This is a genomic window from Streptomyces sp. NPDC088354, from assembly GCF_044753585.1.
Classification (GTDB): domain Bacteria; phylum Actinomycetota; class Actinomycetes; order Streptomycetales; family Streptomycetaceae; genus Actinacidiphila.
The window spans coordinates 34272-58351 of the sequence record NZ_JBIVNJ010000026.1 but is presented as its reverse complement, the minus strand read 5'-3'; the positions used below and the strand labels follow the sequence as shown (position 1 = coordinate 58351).

The window sequence follows — 24080 nt, the reverse complement described above, 5'->3', positions numbered from 1 at the left end:
CCCGTCAGCTTCCTGACGGACCCTTTCGGCTTGTTCCGGGGCCGAGATTCGTGCAGGTGGGCAGGCTGGTGGCCCGGCTGTCGCGTCGGGTGGGCGCCGGCTTCCACGGCTCCGGTCGGGTGGTCCTGATCGTGACGACGGGAAGTTGCTGGTCAGCCCGGTCTGGTAGGGCTGTGAGCCGTTGCAGGGCGTTGGTGATCACGTCGGTCCAGGATGAATCGCCCTGGGTTTGGTGGAGATCTCAGATGGTGGTTGTGACCTGTGGTTTTGTGGCTGCGGTGTAGTAGGCGGCCTCGTATTCGACGGGCGGGACGTGGCCGATCTCACCGTGGAGTCGGCGGTGGCAGTACCAGTCGATCCACTCGGCGGTGGCGAGTTCGACCTGGGCGAGTGTCTTCCAGGGTCGGCCGGGCTTGATGAGCTCGGTCTTGAACAGGCCGATCGTGCTCTCCATCAGGGCGTTGTCGTATGCGTCGCCGACGGAGCCGATCGATGCCGCGATGCCTGCTCGGTCGAGATGCTCGGTCAGCGCGAACGATGTGTATTGCCTGGACTCAACCGGTCGTTGCAACACCGGCTTGTTGGAGCGACAGTAGCTGCTCGTTGAATGCCTCGGCCGGGGTCCTCCACCCGAGTGTCTTGCGGGGTCTGGTGTTCAGTGTGTGAGCGACGGCTTCGATTTCTTCGGCGGACCAGCGCGAGAGGTCAGTGCCCTTCGGGAAGTACTGGCGCAGGAGTCCGTTGGTGTTCTCGTTCGTGCCTCGCTGCCATGGGCTGTGCGGATCGGCGAAGAACACGGGGATGCCGGTGGCGGGCAGCCGCCCGGCCGACCGGCAGCTACGGCACATGATCGGCGAACTGCGGACACACAGCGACCGCTTCGCGGAACTGTGGGACTCCGGCGCGGTCGGCCGACACGAAGCGGCACGCAAAACCATCGACCACCCGCAAGTGGGACCGATGCGGCTGGACTGCGACGTACTCACCGTGGCCGGCAGCGACCTGCGCATCATGATCTACACCCCCGACCCCGGCACCGAGGACTCCGAACGCCTCACCCCGCTCACCCCGCTCGACACACGAGCCATGTCGAGCACTTCCGCCCTGTCACCGTCTCTGGAGGGTACGGCCAGGTGGCGTGAAGGGATCTGAGCCGGTCGGCGGTGCCAGGCCTGCGTTGCCGGTGCAGGTGGGCGGGCGGGCCGGGGTGCAACTGCGTATCCGCTCATTCGTAGCAGCTTGCAGCAGCGGCGACGCTGCGGCCTCAGGGCGCCGGGGGTTCGGTGATCAGTGCCAGGAGGCCGGCGATCTCGTGGTCGGACTCGGCCGGATGACGGAACATGGCGCCGGGGACGATCTCGTATCGGTTGCGCCGACCCTCCCGGGACCTGACGAGGTATCCGCCCTCCTCCAGGTCGGAGACGATGCCCTGCACCGTGCGCTCCGTGAGGCCGCATGCGGAGGCCACGTCGCGGAGTCTGATGCCGGGGTCGCGGGCGATCATGATCAGCACCCGCGCGTGACTGGTGAGGAACGTCCACCTTGGCTGGTCCCGGTCCTGTGCGTCTCCGTCCATACGCCCCATCATGCGCTCGCTGTTTCCGGATTATCAACCCACGAAAAATATTTCGTGATTCATTTGACGTACGTCGCCGGTCTGGGCATCATCACAGGTGGCAGGAAGTCCCCCTGGTGGAGCAGCGGGAGCCCACGATGTCGCGGCCGGACCACACCCACGAAGACGACGACACCGCTCTGGACCCCTGGGCGCTGCCCGTCCATCTGCCTCCCGGAGGCACGCGGAGCTTCGCCGGCCGGGCCACGCTGAGCCTCGCCACGCGCGGAACGGACGGAGTGGTGGCGGTGATCACCGGGGAAGTGGACGCTGGATGCGCCGCGGACCTGGAACGCTGCCTCGTCGCGGCCATGCGCGCCCATCCCGAAGGCCTCGAGCTGGACCTGTCCGGGGTCACCTTCTTCGATTGCGCGGGCCTCAACGCGCTACTGAAGGCCAGGACCTTCGAGGCCCGCGGCGGCGGCAACCTGACGATCAAGGTCATGAGCCCGCGCGTCGCGCGCGTCCTCGATCTGACCGAAACCCGCACATTGCTTACTCGCAGCCTCTGACGACAGTGGGTGGGCACTGTGCGCAGCGGACGTCGAAGAAAGCTGTTCGGGGTGGTCTCGCCCCGTGTCGTGAACTCCACCTGCACTTGCGCGCAGCAGTTCGTCCACGGCGCGTAGCGTCCCCGTCGCCTTGTACGGGTCGTTGTGGCCGGTCCGACCGCATCCGACGCCGCCGAAGACCTGCATCCATGAACCTCGGGCACCGAAGAGATACTGTCCACCCGTTCGGCAGCACGCCGCGCCTGCGGGCCGGGGCACACCTAGCATGCTGCCTGTGCGACTCACTCTCCCGAAGACCGAGGGCGGCGGCCGGGTACAGGGCCTCCTGCAGTTCATCGAGGACGGCATCCATCTCGTTGTCGCGGCGCTCCTCGTGCTGCTCGCCGGGCTTCTGACGGTCGGGGTGGTCCACGACGTCATCAGGTCGGTCCAGGGGCCGTACCGGCAGGAGACGGTCGTTCTTTCCACTCTGGACAACGGCCTTGTGCTGTTCATCGTGGCCGAGCTGCTCCATACCGTGCGCCTCACCATCAGGAACCAGACCCTGGACGCGGAGCCGTTTCTCGTCGTCGGCCTGATCGCCGGCGTTCGCAAGGTGCTCATCGTGACGGCCGAGGCGGAGAAGTCCTTCCGGTGGAACGTCGAGGGGGTCGAACTGCTCATCCTTGCGGGGCTGATCCTCGTGATGGCGACTGCGGCGTACGTGTGGCGGCGCTCGACGCGGCCGGGAGACTACTTCCCGCTCCAGGAGGCGCGGCGCCAATCGTCGCCGACGCCGTCACCCACCCCGGTGCGCGGGTCCTGATCCGCCGTCTTCCGCCGCAGCGGCCGCCCGCATCCGCTGCTCCTCGCGGGCAGAGCCGACGTCCCGTTCCAGGGGTGTGCGGCTGACGGCCGTCGTGAGGTCCTCCAGGGCCCGCTTCTGGAGTTCCGCCCCGCGCCGCACTACCGGGCTCCGGTCCCCGGCGGCGGCGCTTTCCCACGCTTGGAGCGCCTTCTCCACGCGCCCCCAGTCCGGATTCCTGTGCTCGCGCACGTCGAGTGCCGCCTGGGCGGTATCCGCCTCCAGGGCCTCGGCGAACCGCTGCGCCTCGGGGACGAGACGGCTGTCGGCCTGCGGGACGTGGCTCTCCATGAGCATCGCCGCCCGGCCGAACCCCTTGAGTGCGTCCTGCGCCTCCTCCGCCTCCCGTGACGTCAGCCCCCTGGGCCGGACCGGTTCCTGCCTCGCCCTGTCGTAGGCCCTTTGCCAGGCAGCGCGAGCCTCCCTGCTCGCCAGCAGTGCCCTGCGCATGGCGGCGCGATGCTCCCGGGTCGGTTCAGCGTGGCTGCGGAGCACCGCGGCCGCGTAGCGGCCGTTGGCCGCGAGCCAGTCCGCGAGCCGGTTCGGCAGCCGGGGCGTCTCCCATGCGGGGAACACCACGTACGCCAGCATGGCCAGGGCCCCGCCGAGCAGGGTGAGCACCACCCGCTCCGGGACCGTCTGCTCCCAGGCCTGGCCGCCCATGCCGAGCAGGAAGACGACATATGCGGCAGTGAAGCACTGGGAGTAGGCGTAGCCGGTACGGATCAGCGTGTACGACAGGCCCGCCGAGACCACGGCAAGCGCGCCGGACACGTGGGGGTCCGGGCCCAGGGTCTGCACCAGCGCGGTGGCGAGCGCGACCCCCGCCAGGGTCCCGGCGAGACGGGCCACCGCACGCGCGTACGTTCGGTGGAAGTCCGGCCGCATCACCATCACCGAGGCGACGGGCGCCCAGTAGCCGTGAGCCAGGGGTAGCCGGGTGGCGATCAGATAGCCGAGCGTGGCGACCGCCGCCAGGCGGATGGCGTGCCGGAACACCGGGGAGTCGCGGCGGAGTTCACGGCGGACCGCCCGGACGACGACCGGGAGCAGCCGGAACATGGTCGGGCGCAGCAGGATTTGGGCGCCCGCGGGGCCGGGTGGCGTGGGCGCCTCTTCGCGCGCGCCGCCGCTCCCGGCGATCTCCATCGCCTCGCCGAGTAGTTCCACGAGCCGCTCGGCGGCCTGCCGGGCGGGCCCCTCCAGCACCTCGTGCTCGTCGTCGACGTGCAGGACCTCCGCGCTCTTGGCCGGCACCTCGGCGGGAGTGCCGCGGCGGATCGTGCGGGCAGCCGCGTCAAGGACGTCGGCGGCCGCGTCGAGCAACTCCCGCGCGCGGTCCCGACCGGGTCCCTCCGCCGGGGCGCCGACGTCCGGGTCGGCGAGCGCGGCGACGACCGGCCGAATGCGCTCGGCCAGACCCCTGGGGCCGTGGAGCACGGAGGGACGGGTGCGGGCCTGTGATGGCGTCACGGCGGCCGCGTCCCGGGCCGTCAACAGCGGCTCCGGGTCGAACGGGGCGGTGGGGTCGTGCCGCAGCCGACGGGCGTAGTCCGCCACGGCGGCCAGGGCGTCGGCGAGCGCGTCACGATGCGCCCCCCAACGGCGGATCGGGAACAGCAGGATCAGCACGGCCTGCGCCACGCCTCCGAGCGCGATGATCCCGGCGTGCTCCAAGGCTCGCCCGACGCTCGTGGGCAGGGTGATGGTCACCAGCATGCTGCCGACGGTCGTCGCGGCGACGATCCCGGCGGTCGATCCGACGGCCCACGCCATCCCCGCGAGAAACGCCCAGACGGCCAGCAGGGGGAGGAAGGTCACGAGCCGACCCGCAGCCAGGTAGCCCACGAAGGTGCTGAGCGCCAGACCCGCGCCCGCGCCGAGCGCGATCACCTTGCGTGGACGCCAGGTGCGCTGGAAGGTGGCCCCACCCGCGGAGTAGGCACCGAGGGCGGCGGACGCGGCGTACGCAGGGGAGACCAGCCACAGCACCGGCCCGAGGACGATCGCCACCCCGGCAGCCGTACGCAGTGCGAGCAGGGGTTCCAGCCGCGTCTCCTCGATCGTGAGCCCGGATCGCACGACCTCCCCGAGGGCCCGCAGCCACGTCACGGGTGCGAGCCCAGCCGGAACACCCTGCCGAGTCGCGTCCGGCCTGATCGAGGTGTTGCAGCCGTCGGGCAAGGAAACCTCCCCCTCCTCGCGAACGGACGGGCGGCCGCGGCGGCTGCGACGGGGCGCAGCCAGTGCGGACACTGCTGAGCGTCAGCCGTCCGGCCTACCGGGCCGCGCGGGCAGTCGCCGTTGGTCCAGGTCCGCCCGGAGCGCGGGGATCGTTCGAGCCCCGGCCGGAGGACGGGCAGACCGCCGCCCGTCCCCGGCCCGGTCCGGGGGACCGGTGGGACGGCGGACCCGGGACGCTTACCGCTTGTGGCCGTTCCCGTGGCCGTTCGGATGCAGGACCACCTTGGTCCAGCCCTCGTCACGGGCGTCGAAGTGCTCGTAGGCGGTGGGGGCCTCATCCAGGCTGAGTTCGTGGGAGACGACGAAGCTCGGCTTCGCCTTCCCGCCGGCGATCAGATCGCGCAGCGCCCGGTTGTACCTCTTCACCGGTGCCTGCCCGGTGCCCATGTGCTGGCCCTTGAACCACATCATGCCGAAGTCGATCGGGACCTTGCCCTGCGCCTCCAGCTCCCCCTGAGCCTCGGCGCCGCCGGGGTCCCGGGGCAGGAACACGCCCACCACGCCGATGTCGCCCGTAAACCTGACCGAGTCGATCAGTCCGTTGACCGTGAGGCTGGCGTCCTCGTGCCCCTTGGAGTCGTGTGCCTGGTAGCCGACGCACTCACAGCCGTTGTCGGCGCCCAGACCGAGGGTGGCTTCCTTGACGACCTCCGCCGGATTCTGCTCGGCGGTGTTGATCGGGATGGCCCCGATCTCCTCCGCCTTGCGCAGCCGGTCGGGCTGGTGATCGGCTACCCAGACGCGGCCGGCGCCCTTGAGAAGGGCGGAGTAGGCCGCCATCAGCCCGACGGGACCGGCCCCGAAGACGATTGTCTGGTCGCCCGGTTTGACGTGGGCCATCTCGGTGGCGTGATAGCCGGTGGGGAAGATGTCCGCGAGCATCACGTAGTCGGTCTGCCGGTCGGCGGCGTCCTCGCCCAGACGCAGCGCGTTGAAGTCGCCGTAGGGCACCCGCAGCAGTTCCGCTTGGCCACCCTGGTAGGGGCCCATGTCGGCGAATCCGTAGGCGGCTCCGGCCAGGGCCGGTTCCGGCTGCATGGTCAGGCAGTAGTTGGTCAGACCCCGCTCGCACTGCTTGCAGAACCCGCAGGCGATGTTGAAGGGCAGGACCACGTACTGGCCGACCTGGACCTTGCGGACAGCCGAGCCGACCTCCACGACCTGGCCCATGTTCTCGTGTCCCAGGGTGCGACCGGACTCGAACGAGGTGCGGCCCTCGTACATGTGCAGGTCCGAACCGCAGATGTTGGTAGTGGTGATCTTGACGATGATGTCGCAGGGGTGTTCGATCTTCGCGTCCGGTACGTCCTTCACTGTGACCGTTCGCCGGCCTTCATATACCGCTGCTTTCATGATGGCTTCCTTTGGTGCCGCGGCATGACCGCAGCACGGCAGGGATGGAGACGGCGCAAAGCGCCTGACTCCGGGAGTGGATGCGACGGGGTCCGTGGCTCCGGCCTGCCTCTGTGGGCCGTGCCCACGGTTCCGATGGAACGGTGATGCCGCAGCCGGGCCCGTCAAGCGGAACCCCGGCGCTCCGGCGGCGTATCGTCCGAACCCGTCGGCCCCACGACGCGAAATATCCACGCATCGATCGACCAGCGGAATCTTCGAACCCGGACGACCACCGACAAACAACGCTTCTCCGGCCCACGTTACCAGTTGGCTAGTCACCATGGCCGTCCTGGAGCAAGTGGCGACGTTCCTGTTCACGCTTGGAGTAAGCGGCCGCCCGGATCGCCTCGTCGCTCTCCAAGCCTGACCCCAGCGCGCCGCCAACGGTGGCGACCGAAGCGACGAACCAGGACAACGTCCAGTATTCCGCGGCGTGAAGCGGGGTCCCTGTCGTGGAGGCGAACACGTGGCCGTTGACGATGAACAGAGCCCACACCAGGTTGATGACGATCAAACCGCCGTAGCAGACGAGCACCCCGATACCCACGGTCATGACCGTCGAGGCGTTGTAGAGCCTCGCCCTCTGCCTCGCCTCCCGCGAGACCTCTGCTGATCGATGCCACAGCTGCGCGTCCACGATAAGCCAGCCGATCATGAGCGCGACGGACCCGACCGTGGCGATCACAAGGCGTGGCGCGCTCAGGGACTCGGCCAGCATCCAGATGGTGGAGTTCACGGTGGCGACCGCTCCCGTGGCGAGCGCGGCCGCAAGGGCTTTCGACAAGCCCGGCACCAAACGCCACGGCCGGTTGGCGCGGACCATACCGACGAGCACCCTCAGGTAACCGCGCGGCCCGCTGACGACGTATCGAAGATCAGCCGTCTCCTCCGCACCGACCTGCCCCGGGCGAACAGGCGCGAAGCGACTGACGAAGGGCCCCAGGAGCTGCTCGGTCTGCGGAGGGCCCCCAGCCCCGGGGGCCCGGGGGCCCGCCAAGCTGAGGACGGCTTCTTCCACGGCCCGCCGGGCCCTGGTCTGCAGCCGCAAGCCTCCCAGCGGAGGAAGAGACAGCAGGGCCAAGCCGTGTTCGTGACTCAGATCCACAACGAGCCTGCGCCCGTGTGAGTGCAGCGGAAGGTCGGTGAGGGCCACGACGATGTCCCAACTCTCCGCTCTTCCGCGGTCCATGATCCGGCGCATCAAGGTGGGCGGGTCCTCTGTCCCTGCGGTGAACGGCTCACTGACCACCTCGACGTCGAAACGCCGCCCCTGGCCCCACTTGTCGGCGAGCCGGGCAGGAAGTATCCGGGCCATGCGCTGCGCGATCTCCGTCGGCGCGTCCGGATCCGCCAGGAGAGCAACGACCGTCACGCCCTGAGACGACACCCGCATGACTCCTTCTCGACGGCTGCCCCTGCGATCGCCCGTGCGCACAGGATGCCCCCGAGGTAACGCGGACGCGGCGTGACACGCTGGCCCCCGCCGGCGGGTGCAGGAGGTACGGCCGGCCCTCCTCCACCTTGCCCACCGGCATCACCTGCCTCCACGCCGTGCTGTTCGTGCTCGTCGAGTCACCGTCACCGCGGCGTTCCCGCTCACTCCGGAGTCGTTGCGCCCAGTCGCCGGGCACCAGTCCGATGCCGGGTCACTACCTCTCCCCCGCCCGGTCCGTCCCGCCCATGGGGGGGCCGGCAGAGCGGACCAGACTTCCCGTCTTTCCCCGGTGCTCGTGCACGAGGCGGATCGCCATGGCACCCTCACCGGCCGCCGAGGCCACCCGCTTGACCGAGCCGCTCCTGGCGTCGCCGGCGGCGAAGACCCCGGGAAGGGTGGTCTCCAGCAGCAACGGGCCCCGGCCGAGCGAGTCCCACCGGGTCGGGTCGGCCGCCGCCTGGGCGTCGGCGCCGGTGAGGACGAAGCCCTTCTCGTCCAGGGCCAGCACGCCCCGGAGCCATTCCGTGTGCGGCCGGGCCCCGATGAACACGAACAGTGCCCCGACCCGCAGCTCCCGGCGCTCACCTCCTGCGTTGTCCTCCACCATCAGCGACTCCAGCTTCTCCTCCCCGAAGGCACCCCGGACTTCGGTGTGGAGCAGCACCTCGATCTTCGGGTGCCGTTCCACCTGGTCCACCAGGTAGCGCGACATGTCCGCGTTGAGGTCGTCGCCCCGGACGAGGAGGTGGACCCTGGACGCGTGGTTCGCGAGGAACAGCGCGGCCTGCCCGGCGGAGTTCCCGCCGCCGACCACCGCGACCGGATCCGCCTGGCAGAGACTTGCCTCGTGGACCGTCGCGGCGTAGTAGACGCTGGTGCCCTCCAGACGGTCGATGCCGGGCACCTCGAGCCGGCGGTACCAGACGCCCGAGGCCAGCACCACGGCGCCTGCCCGGGTCCGGGACCCGTCGGTGAAGGTGACGACGTACTCGTCGTCCTGCGAGGTGAGCCCGCTGACCTGGGCCGGCACCGTGAGGCGGGCACCGAACTTGTGGGCCTGGAGCACCGCGCGTTCGATGAGCTCGCCCCCGGAGATGCCCGACGGGAAGCCAAGGTAGTTCTCGATGCGAGACGTGGTACCGGCCTGGCCTCCGGTGGCCACGGCATCGACAGTGACCGTGGTGAGTCCGTCGGAGGCACCGTACACGGCGGCGGCGAGTCCCGCGGGGCCCGCACCGACCACCATCACGTCACACCGCCCGGCCTCCGGGGAGGGGGCGGGCATCCCGATGAGCCGGGCGAGTTCGGCGTTGCTCGGGTTGCGCAGCACCCGCTCGCCCTTCCAGAGGACCACCGGAGTCTCCTCGGGGCGGATGGAGAACCGGCGCAGCAGCGCCTCCGCCTCCTTGTCCTTCTCCAGATCCACCCAGCGGTGCGGCAGCCGGTTGCGGGCGGCGAACTCACGCAGCCGCAGCGTGTCCGGTGAATAGCACGACCCCAGGATCCGGAAGCCGGCGCCGAGGCCGATGAGCAGATACCGGCGGCCCAGGTAGGCGCGGAGGATCAGGTCGCCGAGGACGGGGTCGCGGCCGACCAAGGAGCGCTGCCGCTCCACCGGCACGGCCAGGACCTCGCCCGCCTCGCGCACCACGGCGGTGTCGAACGCCGCCTGGCCCTCCAGCAACCCGAGTTCACCCAGGAATCTACCGGGTCCGTGCACGGCCACCGTGCGCTCGCCGGGCCCGCCGAGGTCGTGGACCATCTCGACGGTCCCGCTGAGGATCGCGAGGAACTCCCGGAACGGGTCGCCCTCGCAGTACAGCACCTGACCCTCGGCGGTCGTCCGGCGCTCACCGTTCGCGGTGAGTGCCTCGAACTGCTCCGGTGTCAGGCGCGGGAACGCCCCGTACCGGTCCGGTGTCTCGTGGACCGCGCTCTGCTTGTGCTCGGCCGCGCTCATCAGACCAGGGCCTCGTGGACGTAGCACCAGCGCCAGTCCTCTCCCGGCTGGAAGGACCGCACGATGGGGTGACCGGCGCTGCCCGCGTGCTGCCTGGCGTGCTTGAGGGGCGAGGAGTCGCAGCAGCCGACGTGCCCGCAGGTGAGGCAGAGCCGCAGGTGCACCCACGGGGAATGCACCTTGAGGCACTCCTCGCAGCCCTCCGGGGTGAGCGGCGTCACCGGGCGTACCAGCGCCAGGTGCGGGTCGGGCATCGTGACCATCAGGGTTCTCCTTCCGTGGGTGGGACTGCTCAGCAGCGGCCCGTGATGGCTGGAACGTGTCGGTGGGGTGGTCGATGAAGGGGCGGGCACGGTACGCCTCCATCACTCGTTGCCCGCGTCGTCGGCGAGGTTTCACAGCACCAGCGCGCTGTTCCCAGCCCCGCGCAGCGGTCCCTTGGGCCGGGGATCGCCCGCCTGCGGCGAGCCGGCAGGCCCTGCCTCAGGGCCTGCCGCGTTTCCGGCGGGGGTCGCAGAACGCTCTTGGCGGCACCCTGGACGCGGATGCGGCGATCGGCACTCACAGCAGGAGGTCGAAGACTGCTCGGGCCTCGTCCCAGTGCTGGGTCTGGGGGTTCTTCAGGTCGGGGTGGAGGACCTTGAAGCTCTGGGCGAGGGCCAGGCTGAGTCCGCCGATGATGTCCGGATAAGCCGCCTCGGTCTCCTCGTCGGGCGTCCGGTCCAGCGCGGGGTGAGTCGCGAGCTGTTCGAGAATCGGCTTGATTTCCACTTCCTGGTCGATCTTCTGGAAGTGATGGATGCTCTCCTGCAGGCCCTTCGTGATCGGCAGGTCACAGGTCCGGATGATGTCGCGCCCGTTGGCCTTGGCAGTGGCCTGGGCAACGGTCAGCAGATCGTAGAGCTTGGCATCGACGAAGTCGCTGTAGCGCTTGAGATCGTTCTTGTCGACGTCCAGCCCCGCGGCCGCACGGAAGAACCTTTCGAACCTGGCGATGGACATCACGGTCATAACGGCAACCTCCGACAGCGGGCGCCGGGGTGGCTCCCGGCCCCTGGGTTTCTCCGCCAGCCTCGCCGACGGGGCACGTGAACGCATACGCATGTCGGGACCAATCGGCCTCCCTGACTTGCCCTGCCAGGCCCAGGCGTCCGACTCCCCGGGCAGGCGGACGAGCGTCGTGTTGTTCGGCACGCTGCCGGGTGCATCGGGCCCAGGCAGACGCGGCCTTGCGTTCGTGTGCGGCCGAGCGCCGACGTGGCGTCCCAGAGCCCCCGGCACGGCCGCACGACTCACGTGGTTTGCCGGCCCGCCATCGCCTGCTCGACCCACGAGCGCAGGACGTCCGCGGGTGCCGCGCCGGCCTGGCGGGCGACCGTCTCCCCGTGGTCCAGGACGAGGAGGGTCGGCACCGCCTGCACCTCGAATCGCCGGCTGACTCGTGGGTCCTTGTCGACGTCGACCTTGACGAGCTTGATCCGTCCGGCGAGGTCCCGGCCGACCTGTTCGAGGGCGGGCGTGACCATGCGGCAGGGACCGCACCAGGTGGCCCAGAGGTCGACGACGACGGGCTGGGTGGCGTTGTCCGCGACTTCGGCGAAGTCGTCGTCGCCCGCGTCGACGATCCAGGGCAGTGGCTGCTTGCAGTGCCCGCATGTGGGGCGTCCCTCGCCGGCCACCGGAATCCGGTTGTCACGCCCACAGTTCGGGCAGGTCACAGTCGTCGTCCTGGTGGTGTTCACGCTGCTCTCGCTTCCCGGGCCGCGGCCGGCTGGTCGTAGGTGACGACCAGCTCTCCGTGTTCGGCGTCGACGCGGACCGTGGCGCCGTCCTGGACGTCGCCGCGCAGCAGGGCGCGTCCGATCAGCGTCTCGACCTCGTGGGAGATGTAGCGGCGCAGGGGCCGGGCCCCGTACACCGGGTCGTAGCCCTGGTGGCCGATCACTTCCCGGGCCGCATCGGTGAGTTCGACGGCGATGCGGCGTTCGGCGAGCCGCTGCCGCAGTTCGTCGAACTGCAGCTCGACGATCCGCTCGATCTGCCGCTCACCGAGCGGCTTGAACAGCACGATGTCATCGACGCGGTTGAGGAACTCCGGGCGGAAGTGCCCGCGCAGTTCGCCCATCACCAGGGCTCGGGCGTTCGGCTTGATCTCACCCTCGGCGGTGGCGCCGTCGAGGAGGTGCTCGGAGCCGATGTTGGACGTCATGATGATCACGGTGTTGCGGAAGTCGACGGTGCGGCCCTGGGCATCGGTGATGCGGCCGTCATCGAGGATTTGCAGCAGGGTGTTGAAGACATCGGTGTGCGCCTTCTCGATCTCGTCGAAGAGCACCACCGAGTACGGCTTGCGCCGTACGGCCTCGGTGAGCTGGCCGCCTTCCTCGTAGCCGATGTATCCGGGCGGTGCGCCCATGAGCCGGCTGACGGTGTGCCGTTCCTGGTACTCGCTCATGTCGAGGCGGACCATGTTCTCCTCGGAGTCGAACAGGGTACGGGCGAGGGTCTTGGCCAGCTCGGTCTTCCCGACGCCCGTGGGGCCGAGGAAGATGAACGATCCGATGGGGCGGCGAGGGTCGCGGATGCCGGAGCGGGCTCGGATGATGGCGTCGGTGACGAGCTTGACGGCCTCGTCCTGGCCGATGACGCGCTCGCGCAGGATCTCGTCGAGGCGCAGCAGCTTCTCGCGTTCGCCCTCTTGCAGGCGGGCGACGGGGATGCCGGTCCAGGCGGCGACGATCTCGGCGATCTCCTCCTCGGTGACGACCTCGCGCAGCAGCCGGTCCTGACCCTGTTTGGCGGCCAGTTGCTCCTCTTCCGCGGCGAGTCGCCGCTCCAGGTCCTGGAGGCGACCGTAGCGGAGTTCGGCGGCGCGGTTGAGGTCGTAGGCGCGTTCGGCCTCCTCTGCGTCGTGGCGGACCTGCTCCAGTTCCTGGCGCAGTTCCTGCACGCGACGGATCGCCTGCCGTTCGGCCTCCCACTGGGCGTGTTTGGCGTCGGCCTCGCCGCGCAGGTCGGCCAGTTCCCTGCGAAGCTCCTCCAGGCGGGCCTTGCTGGCGGGGTCGGTCTCCTTGGACAGGGCCGCCTCCTCGATCTCCAGGCGGGTGACCCGGCGGGTGATCTCGTCGAGTTCGGCGGGCATCGAGTCGATCTCGGTACGCAGCCGGGCGCAGGCCTCGTCGACGAGGTCGATGGCCTTGTCGGGCAGGAATCGATCGGTGATGTAGCGGTGGCTGAGGGTGGCCGCGGAGACCAGCGCCGTGTCCTGGATCTTCACGCCGTGGAACACCTCGAGGCGTTCGCGCAGTCCGCGCAGGATGGAGATGGTGTCCTCCACGCTCGGCTCGTCGACCAGGACCTGCTGGAAGCGGCGTTCGAGGGCGGCGTCCTTCTCGATGTGCTTGCGGTACTCGTCGAGCGTGGTCGCGCCGATCATGTGGAGCTCGCCGCGGGCGAGCATCGGCTTGAGCATGTTGCCCGCGTCCATGGCCCCTTCGGCGGCGCCCGCTCCTACGACGGTGTGGAGTTCGTCGACGAAGAGCAAGATGCGCCCCTGGGCGGCCTTCACCTCGGCCAGCACCGCCTTGAGGCGTTCCTCGAACTCGCCGCGGTACTTGGCACCGGCGACCAGGGAGCCCATGTCGAGGGCGAACACCGTCCTGTCGCGCAGGCCCTCGGGGACGTCGCCGCGAACGATGCGCTGGGCCAGGCCCTCGACGATGGCGGTCTTGCCGACCCCGGGGTCGCCGATGAGGACGGGGTTGTTCTTGGTCTTGCGGCTGAGGATCTGGGTGACGCGGCGGATCTCCGCGTCACGGCCGATGACCGGGTCCAGCCGCCCGGACCGGGCTTCGAGGACCAGGTCGCGGCCGTACTTCTCCAGAGCCTCGTAGGCCACTTCGGGGTTGGCGGAGGTGACGCGCTGGTTGCCGCGGACCTGGGTGAGCGCGCTCAGGAACGAGTCCCTGGTGATGCCGGCCTGTTTGAGCAGTCGCCCGGCGGCGGTCGAAGAGCTCTCCTCAGCCAGGGCGAGCAGGAGGTGTTCCACGGACACGTACTCGTCCTTGAGGCGCTTGGCCTCCTGCTCGGCGGCGTCGAGCAGGCGGGCGAGGCGCTGGGTGACGAAGACCTGGCCGGGTGCCGCGCCGGGGCCGGTGACCTTCGGGCGGCGGGAGAGTTCCTCACGCACGGCCGCGCGCAGTTCCTTCGGCTCGGTCCCGGCCTGCTGCAGCAACCGCGGGATCAGACCGTCCTCCTGATCGAGAAGTGCGAGCAGCAGGTGTTCCCCGTCGACCTCGGTGTGCCCCATGCCGACGGCCGCTGTCTGGGCCTCCTGGAGGGCTTCCTGGGACTTCTGGGTGAGACGGTTCATGTCCATGGGGGTGTTTCACTCCTCGTGCCGCGGCCGCGCAAGGCGGCTTCGAGCAGGCTGATGCGGTCCAGCAGGTCGAGAACCAGGCCGATGGATGCGTAGTTGAGGCAGAGTCCGGTGCGCAGCCGCTGGATGCGGGCGAGAACCGTCGGGGCCGTGGGGTCGAACACCAGGTCCCCCACGGCGTCGCGTTCGGCGTCGACAAGGCCCAGGGCGACGAAGCGGCGGATCAGATCGGGATGGAGGCCCGAGCGACGGGCCACGGCGTCCAGGGTGAGCCTGGGGGCGGGCACGAGCCCGTACCGGACAGCCGTCGAGGCGGTGATGTCGGCGCCCGTTCGTACCGGACGAGCGCCCGCGGCGGCCCGGCCGATGCCTGCCGCTCCCGCGGGTCGGTCGTTCATCGCGTCCTCCTGGGGTCGAAGGAGGAGGTGGCGGCGAGCTCCTCGAACAGTTCGCGCTCCCGGTCGCCGAGGGTGGGCGGCACCATGATGCGGAGTTCGGCGTACAGGTCGCCGTCGGCGCCGCGCGGGTTCGGCATGCCCTCGCCGCGCAGCCGCAGCCGCCGGCCGCTGGACGAGCCCGCGGGCACCGTGACCTTGGCCGTGCCGCCGCCGGGGGTGCGTACCGGCACGGTCGCACCCAGGGCCGCCTCCCAGGGGGTGACGGGGACTTGTATGTGCACGTCGCGGCCGTCCAGCCGGAACCGGGGGTGGGGCTGGATGCGCACCCGCAGGTACAGGTCGCCCGCGGGGGCGTCACCACTGCCCCGGCCGCCCTCGCCCACCAGCCGGATGCGCTGCCCGTCGGTGACGCCCGGCGGCACGTCGACCTCGTACCGCCGCGGCTGCCCGGTGGGACCGGCGAGCGTGACGGTGCGGCGGCCGCCTCGGAAGGCCTCCTCGACGGTGAGCGGCAGCTCGGCCTCCTGGTCCGCTCCGGGGACGCCGCCTGAAGCGGCGCCGGCTCCGAACATGGAGCCGAGCAGGTCCTCGATGTCGATGCCCTCCGCGCCGAAGTCGTCGCCGACACCAGTGGCGTACCGGACGCGGGGACCGCCCCCGCCTGCGGTCCTCCGACCGCGGAAGCCGCCTCCCGCTCCAGCCGCGACCCGTTCGTCGAAGTCCTCGGGGACCTTTCGGAAGTCCTCGCCGAAGCGGTCGTAGCGGGCCCGGGTGTCGGGATCGGACAGGACGCTGTACGCGTCGTTGAGGTCCTTGAAACGCTCCTCGGCCCCGGGGTCCTTGTTGACGTCGGGGTGGTACCTGCGGGCGAGTTTGCGATACGCCTGCTGGATCTCGTCCTGGGTCGCGCTCCGCGACACCCCCAGCACCTCGTAGTAGTCCCGTGCCATGACCGGTCACTCCCGCTTCGCGACGGTCACCGCGGCGGGCCTGAGCTGCCTCTCGCCGTCCCCGTAGCCGGGACGCAGCACCTCGACGACCGTGCCCGATGGGGCCTCCGGGTCCTGAACGACGCCGACCACCTCGTGCCGGGCCGGGTCGAAGGCGACGCCGGTCTCCGCATGCCGCGGGTAGCCGAGCAGTTCGAGGACGTTCACCGCCTGGTCGCGTACGGCCCGGACGCCCTCCACGATCACGCCCGGGTCGGCGCCGGCGTGGGTCAGGGCGCGTTCGAGGTTGTCGAGGACGGGCAGGAAGGCGGCGGCCGTGCGGGACCGCTCGACGGCCCGCTCCCGCTCCAGTTCCCTGGCATGACGCTTGCGAAGGTTGTCGAGGTCGGCGAGCGCGCGCCGCCGGCGGTCCTCCAGTTCCCGGATCGTGGTCGTGTACGCGTCCTCGGCGGGCGCGGGGGCGGCGACGTCGGGCCCCGGTTCGCCGTTCGCCGCTTCCGGCCGGGGCGGCGGGCCAGGTTGCGGCACATCCCCGCGCGGAGGGCGTCCGGTGTCGTCCGGGACCGGTTCGACCGGATCCGAGGGGGGCCGCTCGGGTTCCTGGGGACGGCTGGGCATGGCGCGCCTCAGCTCCTGTCGAACTCGGCGTCGACGACATCGTCGCCACCGGCGCTCGCGGGACCGCCGGCGGCGGCGTCCTGGCCGGGACTGCCCGTGGGAGCGGCGCCTTGATGGGCCGCCAGCCCGGCGAGCACCTGCTGCAGTTCGGAGGTCAGGGGCCGCACGCGCTCCACACCCGCCTCCTCCTTGACCGCGGCCCGGGCGTCGGCCACGAGCATCTCGGCGCGTGCCTTCTCGTGCGCGGGCGCTGCGTCGCCCAGTTCGGCGAGGGTCCTCTCGACCTGGTACGCGACCGCGTCGAGTTCGTTGCGGGCGTCGACGGCCTCGCGCAGTGCCTGGTCCTGGCCCCGGTTGCTCTCGGCCTCCTGCACCATGCGTTCGACCTCACTGCGATCCAGGTTGGAGCTCTCGCTGATGGTGATGCCCTGTTCCTTGCCGGTGTCCTTGTCGCGGGCGGTGACGTTCAGGATGCCGTTGGCGTCGACGTCGAAGGTGACCTCGACCTGCGCTTCGCCCCGCGGCGCCGGCCGGATGTCCCTGAGCTGGAAGCGGCCGAGCACGCGGTTGTCGGCCGCGGACTCGCGCTCGCCCTGCAGCACCACCACGTCCACCGCCGGCTGGTTGTCCTCCGCGGTCGAGAACGTCTCGGCGCGGCGGACCGGGACCGTGGTGTTCCGGTCGATGATCTTGGTCATCACGCCACCGCGGGTCTCCACGCCGAGCGACAGCGGGGTCACGTCCAGCAGCAGGACGTCCTTGACCTCGCCCTTGAGCACGCCGGCCTGGATCGCGGCACCCAGGGCCACGACCTCGTCGGGGTTGACGCTCATGTTGGGTTCCTTGCCGCCGGTCAGCCGGCGGACCAGCTGCTGGACCGCCGGGATACGCGTGGAACCGCCGACGAGGATGACCTCGTCGATGTCGCTCTCGCCGACCTTGGCGTCGGCCATCGCCTGCTGGACCGGCCCCAGGCAGCGCTCCACCAGGTCGCCGGTGATCTGCTCGAACGTGGACCGCATGATCGAGTCGGTGAGGTGCTTGGGGCCGGACGCGTCGGCGGTGATGAACGGCAGGCTCACCTGCGTCTGCGTCACCGAACTGAGCTCGGTCTTGGCCTTCTCCGCGGCCTCGAAGAGGCGCTGCAGCGCCTGCGGGTCGTTGCGCAGGTCGATGCCGTTCTCCTTCTGGAAGTCGTCCGCGAGGTAGTCCACGAGGCGGCGGTCGAAGTCGTCGCCGCCCAGGTGGCTGTCGCCCGCGGTGGACCGCACCTCGACCACGCCGTCGCCGACGTCGAGGATGCTCACGTCGAAGGTGCCGCCGCCCAGGTCGAACACGAGGATGGTCTCGTGCTGTTTCTTGTCCATGCCGTACGCGAGGGCAGCCGCGGTCGGCTCGTTGATGATCCGCAGCACCTCCAGGCCAGCGATCCGGCCGGCGTCCTTGGTGGCGGTGCGCTGGGCGTCGTTGAAGTAGGCGGGCACCGTGATGACCGCCTCCGTGACCCGCTCCCCGAGCTGCTTCCCGGCGTCGTCGGCGAGTTTGCGAAGCACCTGTGCGCTGATCTCCTCCGGCGCATAGAGCTTGTCGCGCACCTTGAAGCGGGCCGCTCCGCCGTCACCCTCGACGACGTCGTAGGCCACAGCCCTGGCCTCGTCGGAGATCTCGTTGAAATGCCGGCCTATGAACCGCTTGGCCGAGTAAATGGTGCCCTTGGGGTTGAGGATCGCCTGGCGCCGGGCCAGTTGTCCCACGAGACGTTCCCCGGTGTCGGTGAAGGCGACCACGGACGGTGTCGTACGGCTGCCCTCGCTGTTGGGCACGACGGCGGGCTCACCGCCCTCCCACACGGCGATCACCGAGTTCGTGGTGCCTAGGTCGATGCCCACTGCCTTGGCCATGAGGAACTCCTCCCGGTGCGGCGGTATGCGCCGGCACTGCGGATCTGATCGGTACGGGTCACCGCTCCGACATAGGCCGTAAAGGGCGGCGAGCAGGGCGCAGGCGGGTCCGCCCGGTCCGGGGCCGCGGAGCCGGCCGATCACCGCACGGGGAAGGGCCTCGCCCACCACCGCGTGCCCGGCTGACGAGGCGTACGGCACCCCCCGACAGCCCCAGACTCGCGAACCGGGCGGCTCTACGCCTGCACCCCGCAAGTCAAAGAACAGCCGAGCCGGTCACCCCGCGAGCACCAGACGAAGACTCCGGACATCTCGGATAAGTCAGAACTCAGGGGGCATGCGAAAAGGGTCGCCGCGACCTCTCGGCGGCCCCGGGTGAAGGGAACGACCCGTGGCCGGCTGCTGGGCCCGGACCGTGTACCACCCACTCGGGAGAACGGAGTGATCCCATGGCCCGCAGCCAGGCGCACCATCTCCACCGCCGCTGCTCCAACCGGGAGAGCAGCCTTCCGCGGTGCAACTGCGGGCGGCACCTCAGGGCCGCGCGAAGAGGGCCACGTCCGCTCGTTCCGACCCCGGCCGACCATGCCCCCCACGAACTCGCGGCGCTCTCCCGCGCCCAATTCGACACTTGGGACGAAGGCGAGATCCTGCGCCTGGCCATGAACCACATAGCCGCCGCAGGGCCGTACAGCGCCGAGGCCGGATACCTCAGGGTGGACGGCGACCTGGTCCCCGGCCCCGGGGACGGGCCGGCGCGTGCCCTGGGCGTGGACCAGCAGGTGCGGGAGCTGGCCGGGCAGGACGGGCCTGTGAACGTACCCGACCGACCGTGGGGCCAGGCCCTGGGGCTGCGCGGACTCCAAGGTCTCCACGGCTACCTCGTGGTGACGTCCCGATCCAGGCCCACCGAGGCCGAGCGGTCCCGGCTCGCCACACTAGTCCGGCAGACCGCTGCCGCCCTGTCCGTCGCCCTCGCACACCGCTCCCGCCGCGAGGACGCCCTGGAGCTTCATCGGCTCAGGGGGGAACGGACGGCCCTTCAGCGGCAGCTGATCTCCGTCATGGCTGAGCTGGGGTGGCAGCAGGCCGTCCACGCGCTCACGGCCGACGTCGCTGCCTCGGGCGGCGGCGAGGAAGCCATCACCCGCGCACTGCACGAGCTCACCGGACTCCCCGCACTGATCGAGGACCGCTTCGGTCGGCTGAGATCCTGGTCCGGCCCCGGCCGCCCCGACCCCTATCCGGAACCGGATCCCGCGCGCCGGGACGAAATGCTGCACGCCGTCGCCCGGGAGGGCGGGCCGGTGCGGATCAAGGACCGGCTGATCGCCCCGGTCCGGCTGCACGGAGAGATCCTGGGCGTGCTGGCCCTGGTCGACGCCCAGGACGAGGCCGACTCGCACACCGTGCTCGCGCTGGAACACGCCGCAACGTCGCTCACCCTGGAGCTGGCGCACCTGCGTCGTCTGGCCGAATTGGAGCTGAGGCTGCACCGCGAGCTGGTCGACGACCTCCTGGCCGGGACGGACGAGACCAGCGCCTACGCCCGGTCCGAGGCAGTCGGACACGACCTGCACCGCACCCAGTACGTCGTCGTGGTGCAGTGGTCGAACCGGACCGCGGACGATTCCTTCACGCAGACGGTGAGCCGGGCAGCCTCTGCCGTGGGCATGCGCTCGCTGTTGACCGGACGTTCCGACCACGTGGTTCTGGTCGCCGACGACAGACCGCACACCCGCGCCCTGTACGAGGCGCTCGCCCGGGAGACCGGGACAAGGTCCGGGACGATCGGGGTGAGCGCCCCGTGCAACTCCCCGGACGACATCCCCCACCGCTACCAGGAGGCGCGGCGCGCCCTGGAAGTACGCCGCCGCTCCCGCGAGAGCTACGGAACGGCGTTCTTCGACGAACTCGGCCTCTACCGCATCCTGGGACCTGGCAACGACTTGCTGGAACTGGAGACGTTCGTCCGCGAGTGGCTCGGCCGGCTCATCGACTACGACTCCCGGCACCACGCAGCCATGGTGGAGACCCTGTCCCGGTACTTCGACTGCGGCGGCAACTACGACGAGACCGCCGAATCCCTCGCGATCCACCGCAGCACGTTGCGCTATCGGCTCCAGCGCATCCGCGACATCAGCGGCAACAGCCTCACGAACGTCGAGGACCGGCTCAACCTTCAGGTGGCGACCCGAGTGTGGAAGATCGTGCTGGGCGGACCCGACCGATGCCGCCGATGAGACGGACACGGCACTGTCCGGTGCGGTCGGCAACGCCATTGCCTCCGATGTCCAACCCACGCTCGCGGCGTTGAGAGCAGCTGGACTGAAAGCGGCGGGTCATCAGCGACGTCCGCGTCGGCATCCGCCCCGCTCTCCCGCGCAACGACCCCTCATCGGTCACATCACTGGTGAGACGTCCGGCCGACCGCGGCTACGGGTGCGTATCCGTGATCGCGATGACCTCGTCGAGGCGGTCCAGGGCGGCCTGCAGGTCGTCGATCTTGCCCTGGATGCGCTCACGCTCGGCGCGCAGCATGGCTCGTTGCTCGGCGTCGGTATGGCCGGAGACCCAGCACGGAAGGAGTTCGGTGATCCTTCGGCTGGTCAGGCCGGCGGCGAACATCTGCTGGAAGAAGCGCACCAGGACGATGGCGTCCTGCCGGTACAGGCGCTGGCCCGACGGGCTGCGCTCAGCGATGAGCAGCCCCTGCTGCTCGTAGTAGCGCACGGCGCGCACCGAGACGCCCGCACCCCGTGCCACCTCGCCGATGCGGATCAACCGCTCGGCCGCCGCCGCTGTAACGGTCATGGTGATTCCTCTCACCCCTGGCCATGACGACCAGGACTTGCCTCTGACGTCAGCGTCAGGTTTTAGCGTACCGGACATGGACATCAACAACTCAGTCGCCCTTGTCACCGGAGCCAACCGCGGCCTGGGCCGCGCCTTCGCCCAGCGTCTGCTCGAACGGGGCGCCCGCAAGGTCTACGCGACGGCCCGCCGACCGGAGACCGTGGACCTGCCCGGGGTCGAGGTGCTGCCCCTCGACATCGCCGATCCCGCATCCGTGAGGGCCGCCGCCGAGGCCGCCCCGGACGTCTCGCTGCTCATCAACAACGCGGGAATCAGTACCGGGACCGACCTGGTGACCGGTTCGCTGGACGCGGTGCGGCACGAACTGGAGACCAACACGTTCGGCCACCTGGGAATGATCAGGGAGTTCGCGCCGGCGCTCGCCGGGAACGGCGGGGGCGCGATCGTCAACGTCCTCTCCGCCATGTCGTGGTTCGGGGGCAAGGGCGCCAATGCCTACCACGTGAGCAAGGCCGCCGCCTGGGCCATGACCAACGGCGTCCGCCTGGAGCTCGCCGAGCAGGGCACGCTCGTCACAGCGGTCCACCTCGGCATGGCCGACACCGACATGGCCGAAGGCTGGCCCGTGGCCAAGATCGCGCCGTCGGACCTGGCCGACGCAGCGCTCGACGGAGTCGAGGCGGGCTCCGCCGAGGTCCTCGCCGACCAGTGGAGCCGGGACGTCAAGTCCCGTCTGCCCCTGACGCCCGAAGAGTTCAACGCCGCAATGGACCGCGCCCTGGCGGCCCTGATCGCGGGCTGAGGGACGACGTCGGTCGTGGCGTCAGGGAGCAGCCGGGGGCCGGTCGGCGGGGGCAGGACGATCTCGTCACCGTTGATGTCTCCTCTGGAGCAGGACCGGCAGGCCGTCCGTGCCGACGTACGGTTGCGCGACGGTCTCCGGGCCGAACCTGCCGGGTCAGGAGTCCTGGCAGGACGGTCGGGATGCTGGATGCTCGGTGACGCCTGCCGGAGCGGCGATCCGCAGCCGCTCCGGCAGGACTCGACCTGATCTGCGGCCCGCACGCCGGGGTCAGTGGGCGAGCAGGGTGTCGAGCCAGTCGAAGGCGCGCTGGTGGAACAGGGAGATGGCGCCCTCGTGGCAGTGCTCGCCTGCGCCTTCGTCCTCGCGGAAGAGGATCAGTTCCTTCTGGCACGTCATCTCGTCGACCAGGCGCTGGGGCTGGCCCTGGAAGAACTGGTCGTTCTCGGCGTCGAGGACGAGTGTCGGGCAGGTGATGCGGTCGGCGATGCCGGCCATGGTGTACGGCTCGGTCGCCTTGACGAGCTCGTCGAAACCGGACACACCCAAGGTCCACCGGCCGTTGCGCACCACCCACCGCACCTGGGTGTCCCGGGCCATCATCTCCTCGATGCCGCCGGGCATCTCGGCGGCGCGGTCGGCCAAGGTCTTGACGACGGTGTGGAAGTCGTAGACCCCGTCGTGCAGCACGCACGCGGCGATGCGGTGCTCGAAGGCGGCCGCCCGGGCGGCGAGGTAGCCGCCGAGGCTCGTGCCGACCAGTACGAGCTTGTCGGCGTCCAGTTCGGGCACGGTGAGCGCGAAGTCGACGGCCGGGGTGACCACGGCCTCCCAGTCGGGCCGGAAGTGCAGGCCCTGGTCGCGGACGGTGCTGCCCTGGCCGGGGCCGTCGAAGGTGAGGACGTTGTAGCCGCGCCGCAGTGCGCCCGCGGCCAGCGCCAGGTAGTTCTCCTCGAGAGTGGAGTCGTACCCGCCGTGGTAGATCAGGGTCGGGCGCGGGGTCCCCGAGTCGTCGGCGAAGAACAGATAGCCGGGCAGCGCGGTGTCCTCGTAGGGGATGCGCACCGCGCGGGCCGGGGTGCCGAGCAGGGCGGCCGCGTCGGCGAACGTCTGCTGCGAGGCCTTGGCCAGCCGCGCCGACTCGGCGTCGTGGGCGGGGTTCTCCCGGCGGTAGAAGTCGGCGGCCCGGTAGTAGTTGGACGCGCGCAGCAGGGCTTCGCGGGCGCTGACCCGGTGACCGGCGGCCAGCGCGTCCCGGCCGATGCGCTCGACACGCGCCGCCGTCGCGCCCCACCGGGCCGACCAGGCTTCCTCGTCTCCCTCAGGGATCGTCCGGCAGGTGACCAGGACCTCACCCAGGTCGGCGCCGCCGTAGGCGGCATAGCCTGCGGCCCGCAGCGCCTCGAAGGAGAAGGACTCGTCGTCGTAGAGGAACTTCATCTCCGGCTCCCTTCCACTGAGGGAACGGAACAGCACCGTTCCGTCTAGCTCCGACCGTAGCATAGGGAACGGTGCTGTTCCGTTCGTTATGCTCGTGTGCGTGGCAGTGCAGCAGAAGAAGGGCCGGCCGGTGTCCGGCGGGGCGGTCCTGCGCGAGCGGGTGACCGAGGCGATCACCGAAGCGGCCTTCGGTGAACTCGCCGATGCCGGATATGCGCGGTTGTCGATGGTGGCGGTGGCCCGGCGTGCCGGTGTGGGCAAGGCCGCGCTCTACCGACGCTGGCCCTCGAAGCAGGCAATGATCACAGAGTTGATCCGCAGCAAGGTCACCGAAACACTCCCCCGCACTCCGGCTACCGGCGCCCTGCACACCGACCTGCGCGAACTGCTGGCGGCCTACCGCAGCCAACTGGCCAATCCGCTGCTCGCCCTGATCGGGGCCGAGCTGCTCGCCGAATCCCGCCGCGACAGCACCCTGGCGACCATGCTGCACACGGAAGTGGCCGCGCCGCGGCGGCTCGCGGCACGCGCGATCCTGCAGGACGCGATCGACCACGGCGAACTCCCGCCCACGCTGGACATGGATCTCGCCACCGACCTGCTCATCGCGCCCCTCGTCTTCCGCATGGTGCTCATAGACGGGCACAGCGACGACGACTACCTCGAAACACTGACAGCCGCCACCCTCGCAGCCCTGAAGGCGGCCGTCCGCCGTCCCTGACCGTCAGGGCGGTCCGGCGACGGGCGCCGGGCTGCTCCACGTGCGGGGCT

20 protein-coding genes and 3 pseudogenes are annotated in these 24080 nt (G+C 70.3%); 6 read left to right on the top strand and 17 right to left on the bottom strand.

Going from position 1 to position 24080, the window contains the following annotated elements:
* Positions 1-241: 241 nt before the first annotated feature.
* Positions 242-547 (bottom strand): annotated as a pseudogene (locus tag ACIP98_RS29550) (integrase core domain-containing protein); the annotation flags it as partial.
* 7 nt (positions 548-554) lie between these two features.
* Positions 555-809: pseudogene (locus tag ACIP98_RS29545) on the bottom strand (IS30 family transposase); the annotation flags it as partial.
* 13 nt (positions 810-822) lie between these two features.
* Between ACIP98_RS29545 and ACIP98_RS29540 the strand changes: the two are divergent.
* Positions 823-1152: pseudogene (locus ACIP98_RS29540) on the top strand (transcriptional regulator); the annotation flags it as partial.
* A gap of 112 nt (positions 1153-1264) precedes the next feature.
* Here the strand turns inward: ACIP98_RS29540 and ACIP98_RS29535 are convergent.
* A complete protein-coding gene (locus tag ACIP98_RS29535) occupies positions 1265-1576 on the bottom strand; it encodes a MarR family transcriptional regulator (protein WP_319660902.1) in 312 nt (103 codons plus the stop codon).
* A gap of 116 nt (positions 1577-1692) precedes the next feature.
* On the opposite strand from ACIP98_RS29535, the gene ACIP98_RS29530 reads away from it, so the two are divergent.
* Both ACIP98_RS29530 and ACIP98_RS29525 read left to right on the top strand, forming a co-directional pair.
* Positions 1693-2127, top strand: a complete 435-nt coding sequence (locus ACIP98_RS29530; protein WP_319660903.1) for an STAS domain-containing protein — start codon at positions 1693-1695, stop codon at positions 2125-2127.
* Between the two features lie 265 nt (positions 2128-2392).
* On the top strand, positions 2393-2932 hold the full coding sequence (locus tag ACIP98_RS29525) for a phosphate-starvation-inducible PsiE family protein (RefSeq protein ID WP_319660905.1): 540 nt from the start codon (positions 2393-2395) through the stop codon (positions 2930-2932).
* Here the strand turns inward: ACIP98_RS29525 and ACIP98_RS29520 are convergent.
* From ACIP98_RS29520 to dnaK, 12 genes are all read right to left on the bottom strand, one after another.
* On the bottom strand, positions 2906-5083 hold the full coding sequence (locus tag ACIP98_RS29520; RefSeq protein WP_401978864.1) for an FUSC family protein: 2178 nt from the start codon (positions 5081-5083) through the stop codon (positions 2906-2908). The two genes, ACIP98_RS29525 and ACIP98_RS29520, sit on opposite strands and share 27 nt — an antisense overlap.
* Positions 5084-5392: 309 nt before the next feature.
* Entirely contained in the window at positions 5393-6568 is a 1176-nt protein-coding gene (locus ACIP98_RS29515; RefSeq protein WP_401978863.1) for a glutathione-independent formaldehyde dehydrogenase, read from the bottom strand.
* Positions 6569-6881: 313 nt separating this feature from the next.
* Positions 6882-8003: a hypothetical protein gene (locus tag ACIP98_RS29510; protein ID WP_319660908.1), complete on the bottom strand. Its 1122-nt coding sequence runs from the start codon at positions 8001-8003 to the stop codon at positions 6882-6884.
* A 256-nt stretch (positions 8004-8259) separates the two neighbouring features.
* Complete coding sequence (locus ACIP98_RS29505; RefSeq protein WP_401978862.1) at positions 8260-10005, bottom strand: FAD-dependent oxidoreductase; 1746 nt, start codon at positions 10003-10005, stop codon at positions 8260-8262.
* Positions 10005-10268, bottom strand: a complete 264-nt coding sequence (locus ACIP98_RS29500) for a UBP-type zinc finger domain-containing protein (protein WP_319660910.1) — start codon at positions 10266-10268, stop codon at positions 10005-10007. The genes ACIP98_RS29505 and ACIP98_RS29500 overlap by 1 nt, the downstream gene beginning before the upstream one ends.
* Before the next feature lie 298 nt (positions 10269-10566).
* Positions 10567-11016 carry a DUF1931 family protein gene (locus ACIP98_RS29495; RefSeq protein WP_389255999.1) on the bottom strand — a complete coding sequence of 150 codons (450 nt, stop codon included), beginning with the start codon at positions 11014-11016 and terminating at the stop codon, positions 10567-10569.
* 281 nt (positions 11017-11297) lie between these two features.
* Positions 11298-11747: a thioredoxin gene (gene trxA, locus ACIP98_RS29490; RefSeq protein WP_401978860.1), complete on the bottom strand. Its 450-nt coding sequence runs from the start codon at positions 11745-11747 to the stop codon at positions 11298-11300.
* Positions 11744-14383 (bottom strand): ATP-dependent chaperone ClpB, encoded by a 2640-nt coding sequence (gene clpB, locus ACIP98_RS29485; RefSeq protein ID WP_319660913.1) that lies wholly within the window; start codon positions 14381-14383, stop codon positions 11744-11746. Before clpB ends, trxA begins: the two co-directional genes overlap by 4 nt.
* Positions 14374-14781 carry a chaperone modulator CbpM gene (locus ACIP98_RS29480; protein WP_319660914.1) on the bottom strand — a complete coding sequence of 136 codons (408 nt, stop codon included), beginning with the start codon at positions 14779-14781 and terminating at the stop codon, positions 14374-14376. Before ACIP98_RS29480 ends, clpB begins: the two co-directional genes overlap by 10 nt.
* Positions 14778-15731, bottom strand: a complete 954-nt coding sequence (locus ACIP98_RS29475; protein WP_319660915.1) for a J domain-containing protein — start codon at positions 15729-15731, stop codon at positions 14778-14780. Before ACIP98_RS29475 ends, ACIP98_RS29480 begins: the two co-directional genes overlap by 4 nt.
* Before the next feature lie 6 nt (positions 15732-15737).
* Positions 15738-16349, bottom strand: coding sequence for a nucleotide exchange factor GrpE (locus ACIP98_RS29470; RefSeq protein WP_401978859.1), 612 nt, complete (start codon positions 16347-16349; stop codon positions 15738-15740).
* An 8-nt stretch (positions 16350-16357) separates the two neighbouring features.
* A complete protein-coding gene (gene dnaK / locus ACIP98_RS29465; protein WP_401978857.1) occupies positions 16358-18250 on the bottom strand; it encodes a molecular chaperone DnaK in 1893 nt (630 codons plus the stop codon).
* 449 nt (positions 18251-18699) lie between these two features.
* Between dnaK and ACIP98_RS29460 the strand changes: the two genes are divergently transcribed.
* Positions 18700-20493, top strand: coding sequence for a PucR family transcriptional regulator (locus tag ACIP98_RS29460; RefSeq protein WP_401978855.1), 1794 nt, complete (start codon positions 18700-18702; stop codon positions 20491-20493).
* A 193-nt stretch (positions 20494-20686) separates the two neighbouring features.
* Here the strand turns inward: ACIP98_RS29460 and ACIP98_RS29455 are convergent, their stop codons facing one another.
* Positions 20687-21064: a MerR family transcriptional regulator gene (locus tag ACIP98_RS29455; RefSeq protein ID WP_401978853.1), complete on the bottom strand. Its 378-nt coding sequence runs from the start codon at positions 21062-21064 to the stop codon at positions 20687-20689.
* Between the two features lie 76 nt (positions 21065-21140).
* Here ACIP98_RS29455 and ACIP98_RS29450 point away from each other — a divergent pair, with 76 nt between their 5' ends.
* On the top strand, positions 21141-21869 hold the full coding sequence (locus ACIP98_RS29450) for an SDR family oxidoreductase (protein WP_401978851.1): 729 nt from the start codon (positions 21141-21143) through the stop codon (positions 21867-21869).
* A gap of 270 nt (positions 21870-22139) precedes the next feature.
* Here ACIP98_RS29450 and ACIP98_RS29445 read toward each other — a convergent pair whose 3' ends face one another.
* Entirely contained in the window at positions 22140-23309 is a 1170-nt protein-coding gene (locus ACIP98_RS29445; protein WP_319660921.1) for an alpha/beta fold hydrolase, read from the bottom strand.
* 100 nt (positions 23310-23409) lie between these two features.
* Between ACIP98_RS29445 and ACIP98_RS29440 the strand changes: the two genes are divergently transcribed.
* The gene (locus tag ACIP98_RS29440; RefSeq protein ID WP_401978849.1) at positions 23410-24030 is read left to right on the top strand and encodes a TetR/AcrR family transcriptional regulator; all 621 of its coding nucleotides are present in this window, start codon (positions 23410-23412) and stop codon (positions 24028-24030) included.
* The last annotated feature ends 50 nt before the right edge of the window (positions 24031-24080 follow it).

Coding starts and splice junctions, on each gene's coding strand:
- ACIP98_RS29445 (WP_319660921.1), bottom strand. CDS start 23,309: ATGAAGTTCCTCTACGACGACGAGTCCTTCTCCTTCGAGGCGCTGCGG.
- ACIP98_RS29500 (WP_319660910.1), bottom strand. CDS start 10,268: ATGGTCACGATGCCCGACCCGCACCTGGCGCTGGTACGCCCGGTGACG.
- ACIP98_RS29510 (WP_319660908.1), bottom strand. CDS start 8,003: ATGCGGGTGTCGTCTCAGGGCGTGACGGTCGTTGCTCTCCTGGCGGAT.
- ACIP98_RS29450 (WP_401978851.1), top strand. CDS start 21,141: ATGGACATCAACAACTCAGTCGCCCTTGTCACCGGAGCCAACCGCGGC.
- ACIP98_RS29475 (WP_319660915.1), bottom strand. CDS start 15,731: ATGGCACGGGACTACTACGAGGTGCTGGGGGTGTCGCGGAGCGCGACC.
- clpB (WP_319660913.1), bottom strand. CDS start 14,383: ATGGACATGAACCGTCTCACCCAGAAGTCCCAGGAAGCCCTCCAGGAG.
- ACIP98_RS29455 (WP_401978853.1), bottom strand. CDS start 21,064: ATGACCGTTACAGCGGCGGCGGCCGAGCGGTTGATCCGCATCGGCGAG.
- ACIP98_RS29480 (WP_319660914.1), bottom strand. CDS start 14,781: ATGAACGACCGACCCGCGGGAGCGGCAGGCATCGGCCGGGCCGCCGCG.
- ACIP98_RS29515 (WP_401978863.1), bottom strand. CDS start 6,568: ATGAAAGCAGCGGTATATGAAGGCCGGCGAACGGTCACAGTGAAGGAC.
- ACIP98_RS29505 (WP_401978862.1), bottom strand. CDS start 10,005: ATGAGCGCGGCCGAGCACAAGCAGAGCGCGGTCCACGAGACACCGGAC.
- dnaK (WP_401978857.1), bottom strand. CDS start 18,250: ATGGCCAAGGCAGTGGGCATCGACCTAGGCACCACGAACTCGGTGATC.
- ACIP98_RS29535 (WP_319660902.1), bottom strand. CDS start 1,576: ATGGACGGAGACGCACAGGACCGGGACCAGCCAAGGTGGACGTTCCTC.
- ACIP98_RS29460 (WP_401978855.1), top strand. CDS start 18,700: ATGGCCCGCAGCCAGGCGCACCATCTCCACCGCCGCTGCTCCAACCGG.
- ACIP98_RS29495 (WP_389255999.1), bottom strand. CDS start 11,016: ATGACCGTGATGTCCATCGCCAGGTTCGAAAGGTTCTTCCGTGCGGCC.
- ACIP98_RS29470 (WP_401978859.1), bottom strand. CDS start 16,349: ATGCCCAGCCGTCCCCAGGAACCCGAGCGGCCCCCCTCGGATCCGGTC.
- ACIP98_RS29525 (WP_319660905.1), top strand. CDS start 2,393: ATGCTGCCTGTGCGACTCACTCTCCCGAAGACCGAGGGCGGCGGCCGG.